15 protein-coding genes are annotated in these 15831 nt (G+C 70.6%); 11 read left to right on the plus strand and 4 right to left on the minus strand.

All coding sequences use genetic code 11. The features are described 5' to 3' along the window. Nucleotides 1-117: 117 nt before the first annotated feature. Nucleotides 118-2028 (minus strand): N-6 DNA methylase, encoded by a 1911-nt coding sequence (locus ABT008_RS07640; protein WP_350694537.1) that lies wholly within the window; start codon nucleotides 2026-2028, stop codon nucleotides 118-120. A gap of 99 nt (nucleotides 2029-2127) precedes the next feature. Here ABT008_RS07640 and ABT008_RS07645 point away from each other — a divergent pair, with 99 nt between their 5' ends. From ABT008_RS07645 to ABT008_RS07655, 3 genes are all read left to right on the plus strand, one after another. After that, nucleotides 2128-2649: a DUF4352 domain-containing protein gene (locus tag ABT008_RS07645; RefSeq protein ID WP_350694539.1), complete on the plus strand. Its 522-nt coding sequence runs from the start codon at nucleotides 2128-2130 to the stop codon at nucleotides 2647-2649. Nucleotides 2650-2801: 152 nt separating this feature from the next. Beyond that, complete coding sequence (locus ABT008_RS07650; protein ID WP_350694540.1) at nucleotides 2802-4517, plus strand: DUF6119 family protein; 1716 nt, start codon at nucleotides 2802-2804, stop codon at nucleotides 4515-4517. A 70-nt stretch (nucleotides 4518-4587) separates the two neighbouring features. Then, complete coding sequence (locus ABT008_RS07655; protein ID WP_350694541.1) at nucleotides 4588-4836, plus strand: hypothetical protein; 249 nt, start codon at nucleotides 4588-4590, stop codon at nucleotides 4834-4836. Between the two features lie 185 nt (nucleotides 4837-5021). On the opposite strand, the gene ABT008_RS07660 is transcribed toward ABT008_RS07655, so the two are convergent. After that, nucleotides 5022-5897: a DMT family transporter gene (locus tag ABT008_RS07660; RefSeq protein WP_350694543.1), complete on the minus strand. Its 876-nt coding sequence runs from the start codon at nucleotides 5895-5897 to the stop codon at nucleotides 5022-5024. A gap of 40 nt (nucleotides 5898-5937) precedes the next feature. On the opposite strand from ABT008_RS07660, the gene ABT008_RS07665 reads away from it, so the two are divergent. Beyond that, nucleotides 5938-7347 carry an aminotransferase-like domain-containing protein gene (locus ABT008_RS07665; RefSeq protein WP_350694544.1) on the plus strand — a complete coding sequence of 470 codons (1410 nt, stop codon included), beginning with the start codon at nucleotides 5938-5940 and terminating at the stop codon, nucleotides 7345-7347. A gap of 115 nt (nucleotides 7348-7462) precedes the next feature. Then, nucleotides 7463-8032: a nucleosidase gene (locus ABT008_RS07670; RefSeq protein ID WP_350694546.1), complete on the plus strand. Its 570-nt coding sequence runs from the start codon at nucleotides 7463-7465 to the stop codon at nucleotides 8030-8032. Nucleotides 8033-8072: 40 nt separating this feature from the next. On the opposite strand, the gene ABT008_RS07675 is transcribed toward ABT008_RS07670, so the two are convergent. After that, a complete protein-coding gene (locus tag ABT008_RS07675; protein ID WP_350694547.1) occupies nucleotides 8073-8423 on the minus strand; it encodes a hypothetical protein in 351 nt (116 codons plus the stop codon). Further along, the gene (locus ABT008_RS07680) at nucleotides 8423-8959 is read right to left on the minus strand and encodes a hypothetical protein (RefSeq protein WP_350694549.1); all 537 of its coding nucleotides are present in this window, start codon (nucleotides 8957-8959) and stop codon (nucleotides 8423-8425) included. Before ABT008_RS07680 ends, ABT008_RS07675 begins: the two co-directional genes overlap by 1 nt. A 971-nt stretch (nucleotides 8960-9930) precedes the next feature. Here ABT008_RS07680 and ABT008_RS07685 point away from each other — a divergent pair. From ABT008_RS07685 to fabG, 6 genes are all read left to right on the plus strand, one after another. Next, the gene (locus tag ABT008_RS07685; protein WP_350694551.1) at nucleotides 9931-11697 is read left to right on the plus strand and encodes a CRTAC1 family protein; all 1767 of its coding nucleotides are present in this window, start codon (nucleotides 9931-9933) and stop codon (nucleotides 11695-11697) included. After that, complete coding sequence (locus ABT008_RS07690; RefSeq protein WP_350694553.1) at nucleotides 11694-12734, plus strand: enediyne biosynthesis protein UnbU; 1041 nt, start codon at nucleotides 11694-11696, stop codon at nucleotides 12732-12734. Before ABT008_RS07685 ends, ABT008_RS07690 begins: the two co-directional genes overlap by 4 nt. Nucleotides 12735-12805: 71 nt before the next feature. Next, nucleotides 12806-13039, plus strand: coding sequence for an acyl carrier protein (locus ABT008_RS07695; protein ID WP_350694554.1), 234 nt, complete (start codon nucleotides 12806-12808; stop codon nucleotides 13037-13039). Next, nucleotides 13036-14241 (plus strand): beta-ketoacyl-[acyl-carrier-protein] synthase family protein, encoded by a 1206-nt coding sequence (locus ABT008_RS07700; RefSeq protein WP_350694556.1) that lies wholly within the window; start codon nucleotides 13036-13038, stop codon nucleotides 14239-14241. The genes ABT008_RS07695 and ABT008_RS07700 overlap by 4 nt, the downstream gene beginning before the upstream one ends. Further along, the gene (locus tag ABT008_RS07705; protein WP_350694558.1) at nucleotides 14238-15041 is read left to right on the plus strand and encodes a beta-ketoacyl synthase chain length factor; all 804 of its coding nucleotides are present in this window, start codon (nucleotides 14238-14240) and stop codon (nucleotides 15039-15041) included. The genes ABT008_RS07700 and ABT008_RS07705 overlap by 4 nt, the downstream gene beginning before the upstream one ends. Beyond that, entirely contained in the window at nucleotides 15038-15823 is a 786-nt protein-coding gene (fabG, locus tag ABT008_RS07710; RefSeq protein ID WP_350694560.1) for a 3-oxoacyl-ACP reductase FabG, read from the plus strand. Before ABT008_RS07705 ends, fabG begins: the two co-directional genes overlap by 4 nt. Nucleotides 15824-15831 lie beyond the last annotated feature (8 nt).

Genomic DNA, 15831 nt, shown 5'->3' on the forward strand with positions numbered 1-15831 from the left:
AGGACTGAGATAGGTCCAGTTCATCGGCGCCTGTCGGATCTCCGACTCATCTCGGCCAGCCACCCGGCCATACGCCGGATCGCCACCTCAGCGGTGAGATCGCTCGTTGTCGGCTGGTCATCGAGGGTCGGTCTTGGGTAGCAGTGACCCACGGGCCAGGCCGTCGGCGGTCAGCCGGACCAGATCCTCGCCGAGCTTCGCGGTCTGCCGGATCGCCGACTCGAAGGCGTCCAGCCGCCGGAACGCCTCCCCGTGTGCCCGCTGCTCGTCGAGGGAGAGCCGCCGCACCTGGGCCCGTCTGATGTCAAAGCGCAACGTGCCGGAGAGGCTCGACGCCTGCTTCTCGTTCGTCGACGTCCGCAACTGCCCGGCCAGGAACCACGGGTCCAGCGCCGCCGGGTTGGGCCGCAGCAGATAGAGGTTGCGCCCCAGCAGCGCCCCGTCGACCGACACCACTCGGGCGGTGAGGCTCCGGGCGATCATCGGTACCACCACGTCGCCGACGGCGAGCGGGATCTCCTGGCCGAGGCGACCGTCGTCGCGACCGGACGGACCTTCGCCGTTGATCACGTCCTGCACGGTGAGTACCTGCGGTCCACCGCTGGCCGCCTCGCTCTCGTCTGTCGATGCGGCTCGGACTGGGCCGAGTAGGTGCAGTGCGCCGGATTTGGCCAACTCCCCCACCGTCAGGAACTCACCGTCCGGCCCGTCGGGGGTGGGCGTGACCTGCGGCATCAGCGCCGCGAGGTCGCCGACGACGGCAGCGAGTCGTTCTCTGGTGCGTACCAGATGCGCTCCGGTGTCCACGCCCGATGCGGCGGGCTGCCGGCGCGCGGGGGTCAGGTCGACCTCCTCGTCCAGCAGCTCGATCACCGGGACCTCATGCGCGAAGCCGGTCTCCCCGATGTCGGCGTCGGCGTCGAAGGCTCGCCAGGCGGCGAGGATCCGGGGCGCGGTCTCGGCCAGGTCAGCGCCGGCGGCGTCGATCAGCAGCGCCCGCACCGGTGGCGGCGCGTCGGGCGCGGGTCGCCGCAGCACCCAGAGGTGCAGCGGTACGCCGTGCGGCGGCGCCGCCCCCGCCGCCAGCGCGATCACGGCCCGCAGTGCGCCACGGCGCAGCAGTTCGGCGCGGATCCGTCGGCCCGCGCGGCGGCTGGCCACGGTGGGCGGCATCAGGAGTACGGCAGTTGCCTCGGGCCGCAGGTGGGCCAGGGCGTGCTGGACCCAGGCCAACTCCGGTTCGGTACGCGGGGTGCTGCCGACTATCCAGCGGGGGTCGTGGCCGAGTTCGTCGTCGCCCCAGTTGGTGGCACCGAACGGCGGGTGGCAGACGACGGCGTCGAACGTCTCGCCGGCAAACCGGTCGCCGCGTAGGGAGTCGCCGACGTGCACCTCGCCGGGCACCTCCCGCAGGGCGAGCCACAGTCCGGCGAGGCGGCCCAGGTCGTCGTCCAGTTCCTGCCCGTACGCCGAGGTGTATCCGGCACGGACGGCGGCCCGCAGCAGGGCGCCGGAGCCGGCGGCCGGGTCGAGGACGGACCCGTCGCCCGGACCGGTCAGCCCGATCATCAGGTCGGCGAGTGCGTCAGGGGTGGCGAAGGCACGACCGGGGCCGGGTGCGGAGAAGCGTTGCCACAGCTCGTCGAACGCCCCCTGTGGACCGAGTTCGTCGGTGAGGGTGTCGAGGTCGGGCACCAGCGGTGCGAGGTGTGGGTCCTCGGGACGGGGGCGTCCCCCGCGTTGCCGGGCCAGCAGCAGCGCGCCGACGGCGGCGAGGCCAGCGGCGGAGGAGTCCTTCGTGGCGGCGAGGCGTCGCCAGAGCCGGTCGGCGGTGGCGAGTTCGGGGAGTTTGCCCTGGGCGCGTAGCCACTGCTCGACCTGGATCAGGTCGAATTCGGGGCTGGCCGGGGTGCCGCCGATCGGGTGGGGGAAGTCGGCGTGCCGTTTGCGCCAGTTGCTGACGGCGGCCCGACCGACGCCGGCGAGCCGGGCGATCTCCGCCGCCGTGATGGTCGGTGTCTCCTGCACGGTCGAAGTGTGTCACACCCGTCAAGCATGATGTCTGTTGACATGGTTCACGGACGATGCTCTTATTGACGCCGCCACACTCACATCAGGAGGACAACGATGCGTAAGACCACGACTTTCGCCCTGCTCGCCACCGCTCTCGTCGCGCTGGGCTGCGGCGCCGGCGCCACCGAGGAGGTCGCCGGCACGGCTGGTGCCAGCGGGGAGAAGGGCGAGAAGAAGGCCACGAAGATCGGTGACGCGGCTCGGGACGGGAAATTCGAGTTCACCGTCGAGTCCAGCAAGTGCGGGGTCAAGAAGGTGGGCAGCGACCTGCTCGGGGCCAAGGCTCAGGGCCAGTTCTGCCTGGTCACCGTCAACGTCAAGAACATCGGCAAGGAGTCGCAGATGTTCGACGGCAGCAGCCAGAAGGCGTACGCGGCCGACGGCACCGAGTACTCCGCCGACGGCTCCGCCGCCCTCTACGCCAACAAGAACGCCGAGACGTTCCTGAACGACATCAACCCCGGCAACCAGGTCACCGGCGTGATCGTCTTCGACATCCCCAAGGATGTCGAGCTCACCAAGCTCTCGCTGCACGACTCGATGTTCTCCGGCGGCGTGGTCGTCGCACTGAGCTGAGACGGCGGCACATCGCCTCTCGGGGCGGGTCCCGCGAAGCCCGCCCCACCAGCGCGTCCCTCCCCCGCACCACCCTCATTTCGAATCTCTACGCGAGGAGATCCGCCATGAACCGTGCGACGCCACGGACGAGCAGTCCTTTCGGTCGCCCGATGAGCCGCCGGGACAGCCGGCGCCCTCACCAGCCGGCTCTCTTCGAGGCCACGCTTACCGAACCGCCGCCCCGCGAGCTGTCGTCCACCTACCCGACGACCGTCTATCGGCTGCGCACCACGCCGACGTACGACGGTCTCACTACTGCGCTGCACCACCGCTACCTGCGGGAACAAGGTTTCACCGCGCAGCGACGCATCGTCGGCGACTCGCCGGCGCTGCTGGTGTACGGCGCCGTCGCCCGGCAGCGCGCCGACTGGTGCAACGCGCTTGCCTCGCTGACCGGTGAGGAGATGGAGCTGGGCTACAGCACCGGCGGCTCCGCTCTACTGCTGGGGGTCGACGAGCAGGCCTACGCGCTGACGTACGGCACGCTCGGCCGATTCATGATCGCCGAAGACGCCGTGGACTCCACGTTCGGCATCGACTTCGCCGTGCGCGCGCTGGTACCCGAGGACATCCGCCAGATCAGGCGCCGGGTGATGGGTACGCGCGGGCGGGTCGACCGCAGCCTGGTGCCCGGCGGCACGCACATCCGGATGTACGGCATCGACAAGTGGGGAGAGATCGTCGGGCAGATCAGTGGCCGGACCGACAACCCGAGGCTCACCGAATGTCGCCGCACACAGCGCTCGATGCGGGTGACCGGGAGTGACTCCCTCCAGCTCCGGCTGGCTGTCGAGCCTGCTGGCCTTCGGGCTGACCTACGCGAGGTGGCCCGGGTCTGCCGCCAGGCGTCACCGCTGGCGGATCTGGAGTTCATCACGCAGATCCGTCCGGTCCGGTCCACCGACAGCCGGTTGGCCACGCTGAACGACGAACTCGATCGGCAGTTGGGACAGGACGTTCCCGCAGACGTCGGTGTGGCGGTGCCGGGACACGCGGTGGAGGTCGTGGGACAGGCCGGCTCGTACAAGATCCGAATTCCTCGGTCAGGGCGCCGCCGGTCGGTCTCTCCCGACCTGGAGCTGGCCGACCTCCTCGCACACACCCGTGGAGTTCCCCCGGGCCGGCGGTGGGAAAGCATGCGGACGGGGCAGATCACCGTGTGCGCCGATGCGGGGGGTCAGGACGAGATCGCCACCGCTCCCGCCTCGCGCTGGCTTACCGCCCAACTGTCGCACGGCACGAGTCAGCTCATGCTGCACGAGGGCCGCTGGTACGAGATCGGCGACCAGCACCGGCGGTTCCTGCGCGACGAGATCGACCAGATCCTGGCCCGCCCCAGCGGAGTCACCCTGCCGGCCTGGCCGTTCGGGGAGAACGAGCAGACCTACAACCGGCGCTCGGCGGGCACGGGCATGGTGCTGCTGGACCGCAAGCTGCTGCGTACGGGCCAGCATCCCCGGGGTATCGAGGGCTGCGACCTGCTCGGGCCCGATGACGAATTGGTACACGTCAAGCGGGCGGACACGAGCGCACCGCTCAGCCATCTGTTCGCCCAGGGCGCGGTCTCCGTCGACGCGCTGCTCTACGACGAGGACGCGCGACGGGCGCTGATCGAGATGGTGGCGCAACAGTCCGGGCGGAGGTTGGCACCAGGCTTTCGGCCGCGGAAGGTCGTCTACGCCATCGCCCTGGGTTCTGGTCGCCCGGTCACCTCGGCGACGCTGTTCACGTTCGCGCAGGTGGCGCTCTATCGGGCAGTGAAGTCACTGCGTGCCGAGGGCGTGGAAGTCGAGGTCGTCGGGATCAACGCACCCGAATCGGCCTGACATCCGGTGACCATTCCGTCTCTCACCCCACAACGATCGGGAGGGAACCGCTGTGCCGAACGACCGGAACATGCCGCCAGACGCGGAGACTCTCGAAACCGGCGCGGACCAGATCATCGTGCGCCGGTACGTGCAGGAACGGTTGGCCGGACTGCCGACCCGGCCGGAGGATGTCGACGCCCGACTTCGCGGCCTGCTGGACCTCTACGAGGAGTTGAACGCGCGGGGCCATCCGGAGCCATTGACACTACTGGCCAGCGTACTGGGCATACCGGTAGAGATCCTGGTCGGTCATCTCCGGGCAGCGCAACGGAGGTGAGCAGTCCGACCAACCCGGTCCTACCGATGGTCCGGGTTCCGCAGCGTCGGCCTGCGTCTCGACAGCACGTACGGGTCAGCTCGACAGCAGCCGAAGCGGACACGGTGGCCTGGGCCACGAGCCCATGCCACCGTATCCACGTCGGCGGAGACGGCGCCGGCCGCTCCCGTGACGGCCGAGACCGCTCACCCGCCGGGGACGCGGGTGCGTTGGGTCCACACCACACAGACCAGCACGACCAGCGCGGCGAGGATCGACGCCGCGCTCACGGTCTCGGCGAGCAGCAGCGCGGACCAGAGCAGCGTGAGCACCGGCTGGGCGAGTTGGATCTGGCCGACCTGGGCGATGCCGCCTCGGGCCAGGCCCGCGTACCAGGCGAAGAAGCCCAGGAACATGGAGACCGTGGTCAGGTAGCCGAAGGCCGACCAGGCGGCGACGTCGGCCGTCGGCGGGTGGGTCACGGCGGAGGCGACGGTGACGGGCAGGGTGACCGGCAGCGAGAGCAGCAGGGCCCAGCAGATGGTCCGAGCGCCGCCGAGTTCGCGGGCAAGCGCGCCGCCTTCGGCGTATCCGAGGCCGCAGAGTACGACGGCGGCCAGGAGATAGAGGTCGGCCAGGGACAGGGCACCGTGCACGGTGCCGGTGGCGACGAGGAAGGCGAGGACGGCGAGCAGTCCGGCGGCACCGACGAACCAGAACCGCCTCGGTGGGCGTTCGCCGGCGCGCAGCACGGCGAAGACGGCGGTCATGGCGGGCAGGACGGTGACGACGACGGCACCGTGGGCGGCGGTCTGGGTGGTCAGGGCCAGCGAGGTGAACAGCGGGAACCCGACGACCACGCCGAGGGCGACGGTCGCCAGGCGTCGCCACTGGCGGCGGGTGGGTGGTGGGGCGGCGGTGAGTCGCAGGTACGCCCCGGCGAGCAGCGCGGCACCGACGGCTCGGCCGAAGGCGACGAACCAGGGGTCGAGGTGGTGCACGGCGACGCGGGTCGCGGGCAGCGACAGGGAGAAGGCGAGGACGCCGAGCGCGCCGAGGGCGAGGCCGAGCGGCCGGTCCACCGTTATCGCCGTGCGGACAGTACCGCTACTCTGTGCTCTCATGGATCACGATAACGCACCCGCTCGCGTTGTCCTGGACCTGCGGCGGCTGGTGACGACTGCGGAGCCCGGTGCCCGACTGCCGTCGGTGCGCGAGCTGACCGCCCGGCACCGCGCGTCGCCGGTCACCGTCGCCGAGGCCATCCGGCAGTTGGTGGGCGAAGGGCTGATCGAGGCGCGGTCCGGCCGGGGCACCTTCGTGGCCGCCCGACCGGACGAGCCACCGGCACCCGACCTGTCCTGGCAGACGGTGGCACTCGGGCCGCGCCCGGCCGGCGAGGAGGAGATGCAGGCGTTACTGGCGTTACCCCCGGATGGCGCGATCCCGTTGTCCGGTGGGTACCTGGGCGCGGAGTTGCAGCCGGCCGCCGCGCTCGGTGCCGCGCTCGCGCGCGCCGCCCGGCAGCCCGCCGCGTGGCAGCGCGGACCGACCGAGGGGCGGGCGGACCTGCGTGCCTGGTTCGCCCGCGAGGCGGGCGGCGGGTTGCGCGCCGAGGACATGGTGATCTGTCCGGGCGGGCAGGCCGCGTTGTCGACGGCGGTCCGGGCGCTCGCCGCGCCGGGCGACACCGTGCTCGTCGAATCGCCGACCTATCTGGGCGCGTTGGCCGCCGCGCGGGCCGCCGGGCTGCGGGTGGTGCCGGTGCCCGCCGACGCCGACGGCGTACGCCCCGACCAGCTCGCCGCCGCCTTCGCCCGGACCGGCGCGCGACTGTTCTACTGCCAGCCACTGCACGCCAACCCGCACGGTGCCACGTTGGCGGCCGACCGGCGAACCTCGGTCGCCGAGGCGGTACGGGACGCGGGGGCGTTCCTGATCGAGGACGACTACGCCCGCGATCTCACTCTGGACGGGGTGGCCCCGGCACCGTTGGCCGCCGACGACCCGCACGGGCACGTCGTCTATCTGCGGTCGCTGACCAAGTCGGCCGCTCCCGGTCTGCGGGTCGCGGCGATCGGGGCACGGGGTCCGGCCGGTGCCCGGCTGCGCGCGGCCCGACTACTCGACGACTTCTTCGTCGCCGGGCCGTTGCAGCAGGCCACCATCGAGGTCGTCACCGCACCGGCCTGGGCGCGACACCGCCGGGCGCTGCGGACCACACTGCGTACCCGTCGCGAAGCGCTGCTGGCCGCGCTGCGTCGGCACCTGCCGGACCTGGCCGGGCAGCCCGTGCCGCGCGGCGGTCTGCACCTCTGGGTACGTCTGCCCGACGGCACCGACGACGTGGCGCTGGCCGCGACCGCAGCCGCCGAAGGGGTCGTCGTCTTCCCCGGACGCCCCTGGTACGCCGCTGAACCACCGGCGCCGCACCTGCGCCTCACCTACGCCGCCGCCCCGCCGGAGGTGATGGACGAGGCCGTCCGCCGACTCGCCCGGGCGCTGCGCGGTCCGTCGTCGCAGGCCCGGTAGGTTCCGCCGCGCCGAGCTGCTGTGCTGCGCCGCCGCTGCCACCATGGGGCGCCGATCTCCTCCGGCCGTGGCCGCTGGCAACGGAGTGGTCACGAACGGCCGCTACCATCGCCGGATGGATCTTCGCGGAACGATCAGCCCGGACCGTCCGTTGCTCGTCCTGGCCATCGCCGAGGAGGCCGCCTACCTCGATGCGCGCCTGCCGGTGCTGCTCACCGGGATGGGGAAGGTGAACGCGGCGGTCGCGGTGGCGGCGACGCTGGCCCGGGGCCCGCTGCCGTCGGCGGTGGTCAACCTCGGTACGGCCGGTGCGCTGCACCCCGACTGGACGGGTACGCACCAGGTGGGCAGTGTGCTCCAGCACGACCTGGACACCGAGTTCATCCGTCGGTTGACGGGGCAGAGCGTCGGTGCCCCGCTGGCGTTGGGCGGTGACGGGCCGGTGCTGGCGACCGGTGACCAGTTCATCGCCGACGACGAGGCGCGCGCCGCACTGGCCGCACGGGCCCAGTTGGTGGACATGGAGGGCTACGCGGTGGCGTCGACCGCGCTGCGGTTCGGCGTACCGGTGCGGCTGGTCAAGCAGGTCAGTGACGAGGCCGGTGCCGGGGCGGACCGGACCTGGAAGGAGTCGGTGGACGACTGCGCGCGGCTGCTCGCCGGCTGGGTCCGGGACCACCTCTGACCGTGTCCCGGACCGTGCCGTGCGATCCTGCCCCCGGCCCCTATCGTCGCTCCGATCGGGACGAGGTCGTTGACGGGTCGGCCGACGGTTCGTCGTCGGCCGGTGGGGCGTCCTGGTCCTGCTCGGAGTAGCGCCACATCGATCGGGTCGCACCCCTGCGGCGGACCCCCGCCGGCCACGAGCGTGCCAGCACCGCGAGCACCAGCAGGACCAGTACGTTGAGCGCGAGCACCGCGCTGGTGAGCGGATCGGGCGGGGCACCGTGGTGGTGACCGGACGACGGGGCCACCGGTGGTGCGCCCGGCTCGGCCTCGCGGAGCGCGAGCGCCACGCCGACGGTGACGATCAGCGCGATCGCCGCGAGTCCCCACCGCCGGTACCGCGATGTCATCAGACGCCGGCGCCGGTGAGTTCGCGGGGTGCGCAGGTGCAGGTCATCTCGTCCGCCTCGTGCGGACCGGGGCGGCGGTGCAGGAACATGGCGACGACCATCGGCAGGAAGACGATGCCGTTGTAGAACAGGTGCAGCTCGACCCGAGGCACGACGAGCTGGGCGATGCTCACCGGGCCGGCCTGGCCGAAGAACGTGGTGCCGGACTGCACCTGGATGAGCAGCAGCAGATGCTCGAAGTGGTGCCAGACCTGAATGCCCAGGGCGACGGTCCACCAGGTCTTGGCCGTGCCGGTGAAGCCGGGGCGCAACGCGATGAACCCGGCCAGCATGATCAGGGCGTAGGCGTAGTGCATCCACTCCTCGGTGACCAGCCACGGGAACGGCATCCCGAGGACGCCCCGGGACTCGGCGGGGGTCCATCCCAGGCCCCAGATCTGGAACGCCTGCACGAGGTGCTCGGCCCAGTGCGCGACCACGATGACGAGGAAGAGCAGCAGCGCGGGACGGTGGTACTGGGAGTTGAGCCGATTCATCGGTGTCCTCACTTCACGGGTGCTCGGAGGTCGGGGGTGGTTGACGAACAGGCGACGCCAGGTGGACGAGATGACGACCCATCACCGTCGATGGGTGGCTCCCGTTTATCGAAACCGAAGAATTGCTTTCCCTCCACGCCGGACCGCAGCGCCTCGCCGCCAGCACGGCCGCCGACGTGGCGGGTGATGAAATACCCGCATCCGTCGCATTCCTCGACTGGATCGTTTCGGTCAGAACCTCTAGCAGCATCGACTCCCTTCAGTGGAGGGTGCCGTATCGAGCCTCTGAAGATTTAGCAACTTGCGCCGCCGAAAGCAAGGGGTCGATCGGCGCAGACAGCCGACGTGACGCCTCCGTCGCGTGCCGGGCCGGCACGCGACGCCGGACGAGCGCCGCCCCTCGTCCGACCGGGCACGGAGGTGGTTCGCCGCTGCGGACAAGGTACTCGACAGTGCGCGGTGTCGTCTTCGCAAACGGTCGTTCAGCACTCGCGTCGGCGGAGTTTCCCCTGGTCAGGGCGGCTAGAATTTGGCTGCCGATTGTCGCGTCTCGATGCTCAGGAGACTCCGTCCCACTTGCGCCGGCCATCTCACCTGTGGGATAACCACCAGTGTGGAAGTTCCGCCGAAGGACGGCGGCACCCACAGTGGACGGTCCCCTCAAGGTTGATTGTCATGGCTGCGGTGGTCGCTTTTCGCGTCCAGGACGCCACCGTTGTCTTCCGCTCAAGCGAACGCGACGCCAGCAGTTCCTCGGTTTCTCGCTGCAGGTTGGCTGGCACTTGAGAACTGGGAGTGCGATGCCGATAGGTTTCCAGGGACGACCGATGTACCAAGCGGCGCTTGTTGCGGTTCCTCTCGTCGCGATAACGCTGGGATTCGTCGTCCCGTCCGCCCCGAGTTCGGCGAGCGCCGAACCCTTTGCCCTCAGTGTCACCCCTATTCAGCCGGCGGTGGATCCGGTCCGGACGGTGCGCCAGGTCAATTCCTCCGTCGACCACATCGCGCCGTGGATCAGCTCGGTCGGTGCCGGCGCCGCCGTCGCCGATCTCGACGGTGACGCGTACGCCAACGAGGTCTGTCTGGTCGATCCACGATCGGATTCCGTCAGCGTGCACCAGATCGACCGGACCACGAAGACCAGCAGCCCGGTGGTGACGCTGCTCGACCAGAACGGGATCGCACCGGGCCCCAGCGGACAGCGACTCGCCTACGACAAGGACACGCAGGCCCCGATGGGCTGTCGACTCGCCGACCTCGACGGGAACGGCTGGACGGACGCGCTGGTCTATTTCTGGGGACGCGGGCCGGTCGCCTACCTCAACTCCGGCGGCATGACGTTCGCGCCGCACGAGGTGCTCGACGGGGGCGCCGACCTCGACTGGTACACGAACACCGCGGTCTTCAGCGACCTCAACGGTGACGGCATCATGGACATCTTCATCGGCAACTACTTCGCCGACGGTGCCCAACTCCTCGACACGGGATCACCGAAGAGAGTCGACATGAACGACTCACTGTCCCGGGCGATGAACGGCGGGAAGAACTACGTGCTGCTGGGCCGGGGCGGATTCCCCGCCGTCTCGTACGAGCTCGTCGCGGACGCCTTCTCCGACGACCACTCGCGGGGCTGGACGTTGGCGGTGGCCGCCGCCGACATGAACGGCGACGCGTTGCCGGAGATCTACGTCGCCAACGACTTCGGCCCCGACCGCTTCTTCGTCAACCGGTCGGTCGACGGCGAACTGAAGTTCGAGAACGTCGACGGCGGTAACAAGGGACTCTTCAACCCGCGCTCGACGATGATCGGCCGGGACTCCTTCAAGGGCATGGGCGTCACGATCGCCGACGTCGACCGCGACAACGAGTACGACGTCTACGTCAGCAACATCACCCACGAGTACGGCCTGTTCGAGAGTCAACTGCTCTTCCTCGGCGACGGTGTGCGGGACGACGGCGTACCCACCTTCCGGCCGGGAGCCGAGGCCCTCGGTCTCGCCCGCACGGCCTTCTCCTGGGACAACAAGGTCGGTGACCTCGACAACGACGGGCGGGTCGAGCTGCTCCAGGCGACCGGTTTCGTCCGCGGCCCGGTGAACCGATGGCCGGAGATCCAGGAACTCGCACTCTCCAACGACACGTTGATCGCCAACCCCCGTGCCTGGCCCGACCTGAGGGACGCGGACATCAGTGGTGCGGCGCCTCGGGTCGTCATGACACCGACAGACGACGGCCGGTACGCGAACGTCGCGGAATCCTCCGGCCTTGACGATGGGGGCGTGATGCGGGGCATCGCACTGGCCGACATCGACGGCGACGGCGACCTGGACTGGATCGAGGCGAACCAGTGGGCGGACGCCCGGCTGGTCGTGAACGACTGCGACGGCTGCGACGGTTTCGTCGGCCTGCGGATCCTGCGCAGCACCGAGGACGCCTCCCCCACCGGCTCCCGTACGCCGCAGGTGATCGAGGGTCTGCGGGCCACCCACGAGGTGCGGGGAGCGGCCGCGATGGGTGCCACGGCCACCGTCACCACCCCGAGCGGCAGCACGTTCCGCTCCTACGTCGACGGCGGCAACGGGCACAGCGGGCAGAGCAGCACCGACGTCCACTTCGGGCTCGGCGACGACGCGGGTGACACGAACACCGTGGCACTGACCTGGCGAGACGCCACCGGGACGGTGCAGAACGCCGAGGTGCAGGTGGGCCGCGGCTGGCACACGGTGGTGCTGCCATGACCGGGACGTTGACGCTTCCCACCCCGACGGCGCCACCCCGCACCCGGCTACGGGACCTGCCCGCCAAGATGCGGCCCACCGACCCGGCGAAGCTGCGCCTCGCGGCGCTGCGTCGGTTCGCCGTTGCGATCATGGTCCTCAACATCGTCGGCCATCTGTTCCTCGGCTTCGAGCAGACCATCGCCCAGATGATCCTCGTGGTCCTGATGTGCTACCTGACCGAGATCGCACTCGAGACGCTCGTGGCCAGGCGGGATTCGCGGCGGCCGGCGTATCTGGCGCGTACCGAGGCGCCCACCCGCCGGGAACGCGTCCTGTCGTTGGTCAACTTCCTCCTGCCGGCGCACATCAGTGGATTCGCGCTGGCGATGCTGCTGTTCATCAGCGATCGCCTCGACCTGTTCGTCGTCGCCGCGGTCGTCACGATCAGCAGCAAGTACATCTTCCGGGTCCGGACCGGGAGGGGCGACAAGCACTTCTTCAACCCCTCGAACTTCGGCATCACGGTGATGCTGGTGCTGTACGCGAGCACCGTCAGCATCGCGCCGCCGTACCAGTTCACCGAGAACCTCGGTCACTTCGGCGACATCGCACTTCCCGCCTTCCTCGCCTGCCTGGGCCTGTTCATCAACTTCATCTTCACCGGCAAGCTCCCGCTGATCTTCGCGTGGATCGGCGGCTTCACCGCCCAGGCGGCCCTCCGCGCGGTGTTCACCGACGACACCTCCTTCCTGGCCGCGATGTCCCCGCTCACCGGGATGGCGCTGCTGCTCTTCACGCTTTACATGATCACCGACCCGGGTACGACGCCGAGGTCCACGTCCGGCCAGATCACGTTCGGCCTCTCGGTCGCCGCGGTCTACGGCGTGCTGATGCTCTTCCACGTGGCCTTCGGCGTCTTCTTCGCGCTCACGATCGTCAGCGCCTGCCGCGGAGCCGGACTGTGGATCGCCGCGCGGCGAGAGTCGCGTACGGCGTCCAGCGAAGCCCGCACCGAGGGGAGCTCGCCGACGATCGCCACGAACCACGCGCCGTAGCGGGCCCCGAACGAGTTAGTCGCCACCTGGCTCCGGCGTTCGCGCCGGTGGACGGGTCGAAAGGAGAAACAGTGGAACTCACCGAGACACTTCGAGAGACGGTCGCGATGTTGGTCATGGCCGAGCCGGAGGAGATCGGCCTCGACACGTCCTTCGCCGAGCTGGGGGTCGACTCGCTGGGTCGCCTCGAACTGATCGCCCACGTCGAACAACACCTGGGCAAGATCCTGCCGGAGAACGAGACCCCACAACTGGACACCATCAACGAGGTCGTCGAGTTCGCCGATTCCCTGGCGGCCGCATGACCGCCAGGACACCCGTGGTCACCGGTCTCGGCGTCGTCAGCGCCGCCGGCATCGGTGCCACGAACTTCTGGCAGGGCCTGCGACAGGGCACACCCCGATTCCGTACGGTGTCGCTGTTCCCGACCGACGACCTGCCGAACCACATCGCAGGCGAGATCGGGCCCTGGACAGACGGCTTCGACACCGTCGACGCCGACCGGCTCGACGGCGACCGTACGGCCACGTTCGCGCTCGCGGCGCTGGACCAGGCGATCGCCGATGCCCGGCTCGGCGACGTCCGGCCGGACCGCGTGCTGGTCGGGACGACGGTCGGCGATGTCGCCGATCACGAGCGGGCCCGGCGCGAGGCCGTACGCAGCGGTGCCGGTCGGCCGGGGGCACTGGACGTGGACACGTCACTGCGTACCCGGATCGCGCGGCATCTCGACGGGTCGGTCCCAGTGGAGTTGTTCGTCACGGCGTGTGCCGCGGGCAACATGGCGCTGATCCGTGCCGCACAACTCGTCGCCGACGGCTCCGCCGACGTCGTGGTGTGCGGTGGGGCCGAGGCGCTCTCGCGGATGGCCTTCACCGGCTTCTCGCGGATGCGCGGCATGGCGCAGGAGCGCTGTCGCCCGTTCAGCGACGCACGGGACGGACTGCTGCTCGGCGAGGGCTCTGCCTTCCTGATCGTGGAGTCGGCCGCGCACGCCGCCGCCCGTGGCGTGCCGGTGCGCGCGACGATCGCCGGCTACGGCCTGACGTGCGACGCGAAGCACCCGGCGGCACCGGACCTGTCCGGCGACGGGGTGGCCCGGGCGATGCGGTCCGCGATCGCCGGCGCGGATCCGGCCGACGTCGCGTACGTCTGCGCCCACGGCACCGGCACGCCGCAGAACGACGCCGCCGAAGCGGCCGCCTACCGCAAGGTCTTCACCGGGTCGCTCCCGCCGATCAGCTCGATCAAGGCACTCATCGGGCACTCCCTCGGCGCCGCCAGCGCGATCGAGGCGGTCGCCTGCACCCTCGTGCTCGCGCACCAGCAGACGATCCCGCAGTGGGGTCTCGACGACGCCGGCACCTCGCTCGGCGTCCGGCCGGCGACCGGCGGTCACGACGAGTCGGCCCGGATCGACCTGGTACTGAACAACGCGTTCGCCTTCGGCGGCAACAACACCTGTGTCGGCCTACGGCGGCCCGCGTACGAGGAGGCCACCGCATGACGAACGAGATCCACTGTGCCACCGCGTCGGTCGCCGCCACCTTCGACCTCGGCCGGGTCGCCCATCTCACCGCTGCCCCGGCGTCATCGAGCGACCTGCCCGCCCTCGTCCGCCGGTACCGGTCGGCGCGTTCCGCCGTCGTGGTCCAGGCCCTGCAGACGTGGCTCCACCGCGCCGGAGCCGAGTTGCCCGCCCCCGAGCGGCGTGGCATCGCCCTCGGCACCGAGACCGGCGCCGGTCCGGACATCGACGAGTTCCTCGACGAGTCGATCCGCCGGGGTGACCACCTCGTCAACCCCGCGCTGTTCCCGATGACCGTCCACAACGCCGCCGCCGGCAACGCGGCGATCGCCGCCCAGTGCCGTGGCCCGAGCGTGGTGGTGAGCGCGGGTACCGACTCGGTGTGGTCGGCGCTCGACACGGCCCGCGCGCTGCTCGTCGACGGCAGCGCCGACATCGTGTTCGTCGGCGGCTTCGAGTCGCAGCGGCTCTCGGACGGCAGCACCGGCACCGTCGCCGCCTTCATCGCTCTCAGCACGGACCCGGCGGCCCTCGGGGACAGTCACCTGGCGCCGCTGGCAGCGCAGTTGCACCGGGCCGGTGTCGCGGCGGGACCGGCGGCGGCGCAGCCCGGCCCGTCCAAGAGGGGCGACGGTGGCGGTGTGGCGGCCCTCGTCGGGTTCGCGAACACGTTCGCCCCGCAGCCCGTCGCGGCAGGCACAGCGGAGGACGTCGCGGGCACGGCGGACGGCGCCGTCGGTGTCTCGGACGCGGTCGCGGCCGGGGCGGTCGCGCGATGACGGCCCCACCAGCGGTCGAGACGGACGCGACGACCGTGGGCCGGACGACGCGGTCGACCACGTTCCTCGTCGGCGCCAGCGGCGACATCGGGCGAGCGGTGGCCACCACCCTCGTCGACGCCGGCCACCGTCTCGCGCTCACCTGCCACGCGAACGAGGAGGCGATGCGCGACCTGCTGGCCCAGGCCGACAAGGCGGGCCTGGACAGCGTCGGCAGCCAGTGCGACACGCGGAGCCCGGCTGCGGTCCGCGCGACCTATGAGCGCTTCGTCGAGGCGCTCGGGCCGCCGGGCGTCCTCGTCTACTGCGCCGGGATCCGACGCGACCGGCCGCTGTTGCAGATGGCCGACGAGGACTGGGCCGACGTCCTCGACACCAATCTGCGGGGCGCGATGCAGTTCGTCCGGCTGGCCGGGGCGGACATGGTCCGCGCCGGTTTCGGCCGGATCATCCTGATCTCGTCCGTCTCCGGGCGGGCCGGCGTGGCGGGCCAGGCGAACTACGGCGCGAGCAAGGGCGGCATGGAGGCGATGATCCGTGCGTTGACCCGCGAGTTCGGGCAGTTCGGCGTCACCATCAACGGCGTCGCGCCGGGTCTGGTGGAGTCCGCCATGACCGCCGACCTTCCGTCCGCCGTCAAGCGCGCCTATCTGAGCCGGATCCCGCTGCGGCGCTTCGCGGAACCGGAGGACATCGCCCCGCTCGTGAGCTTTCTCGTCTCGGACGGCGCTCGATACATCACCGGGCAGACCTTCGTGGTCGACGGTGGGCTGACCGCATAGGAGGCGCG

The organism is Micromonospora sp. NPDC002389, from assembly GCF_040296095.1.
Lineage (GTDB): Bacteria > Actinomycetota > Actinomycetes > Mycobacteriales > Micromonosporaceae > Micromonospora.

Bases quoted from the DNA above. Each gene is read 5' to 3' on its own strand.
- fabG (WP_350694560.1), top strand. From the start codon at position 15,038: ATGACGGCCCCACCAGCGGTCGAGACGGACGCGACGACCGTGGGCCGG.
- ABT008_RS07675 (WP_350694547.1), bottom strand. From the start codon at position 8,423: ATGACATCGCGGTACCGGCGGTGGGGACTCGCGGCGATCGCGCTGATC.
- ABT008_RS07690 (WP_350694553.1), top strand. From the start codon at position 11,694: ATGACCGGGACGTTGACGCTTCCCACCCCGACGGCGCCACCCCGCACC.
- ABT008_RS07705 (WP_350694558.1), top strand. From the start codon at position 14,238: ATGACGAACGAGATCCACTGTGCCACCGCGTCGGTCGCCGCCACCTTC.
- ABT008_RS07645 (WP_350694539.1), top strand. From the start codon at position 2,128: ATGCGTAAGACCACGACTTTCGCCCTGCTCGCCACCGCTCTCGTCGCG.
- ABT008_RS07665 (WP_350694544.1), top strand. From the start codon at position 5,938: ATGGATCACGATAACGCACCCGCTCGCGTTGTCCTGGACCTGCGGCGG.
- ABT008_RS07655 (WP_350694541.1), top strand. From the start codon at position 4,588: ATGCCGCCAGACGCGGAGACTCTCGAAACCGGCGCGGACCAGATCATC.
- ABT008_RS07680 (WP_350694549.1), bottom strand. From the start codon at position 8,959: ATGAATCGGCTCAACTCCCAGTACCACCGTCCCGCGCTGCTGCTCTTC.
- ABT008_RS07650 (WP_350694540.1), top strand. From the start codon at position 2,802: ATGAGCCGCCGGGACAGCCGGCGCCCTCACCAGCCGGCTCTCTTCGAG.
- ABT008_RS07700 (WP_350694556.1), top strand. From the start codon at position 13,036: ATGACCGCCAGGACACCCGTGGTCACCGGTCTCGGCGTCGTCAGCGCC.
- ABT008_RS07670 (WP_350694546.1), top strand. From the start codon at position 7,463: ATGGATCTTCGCGGAACGATCAGCCCGGACCGTCCGTTGCTCGTCCTG.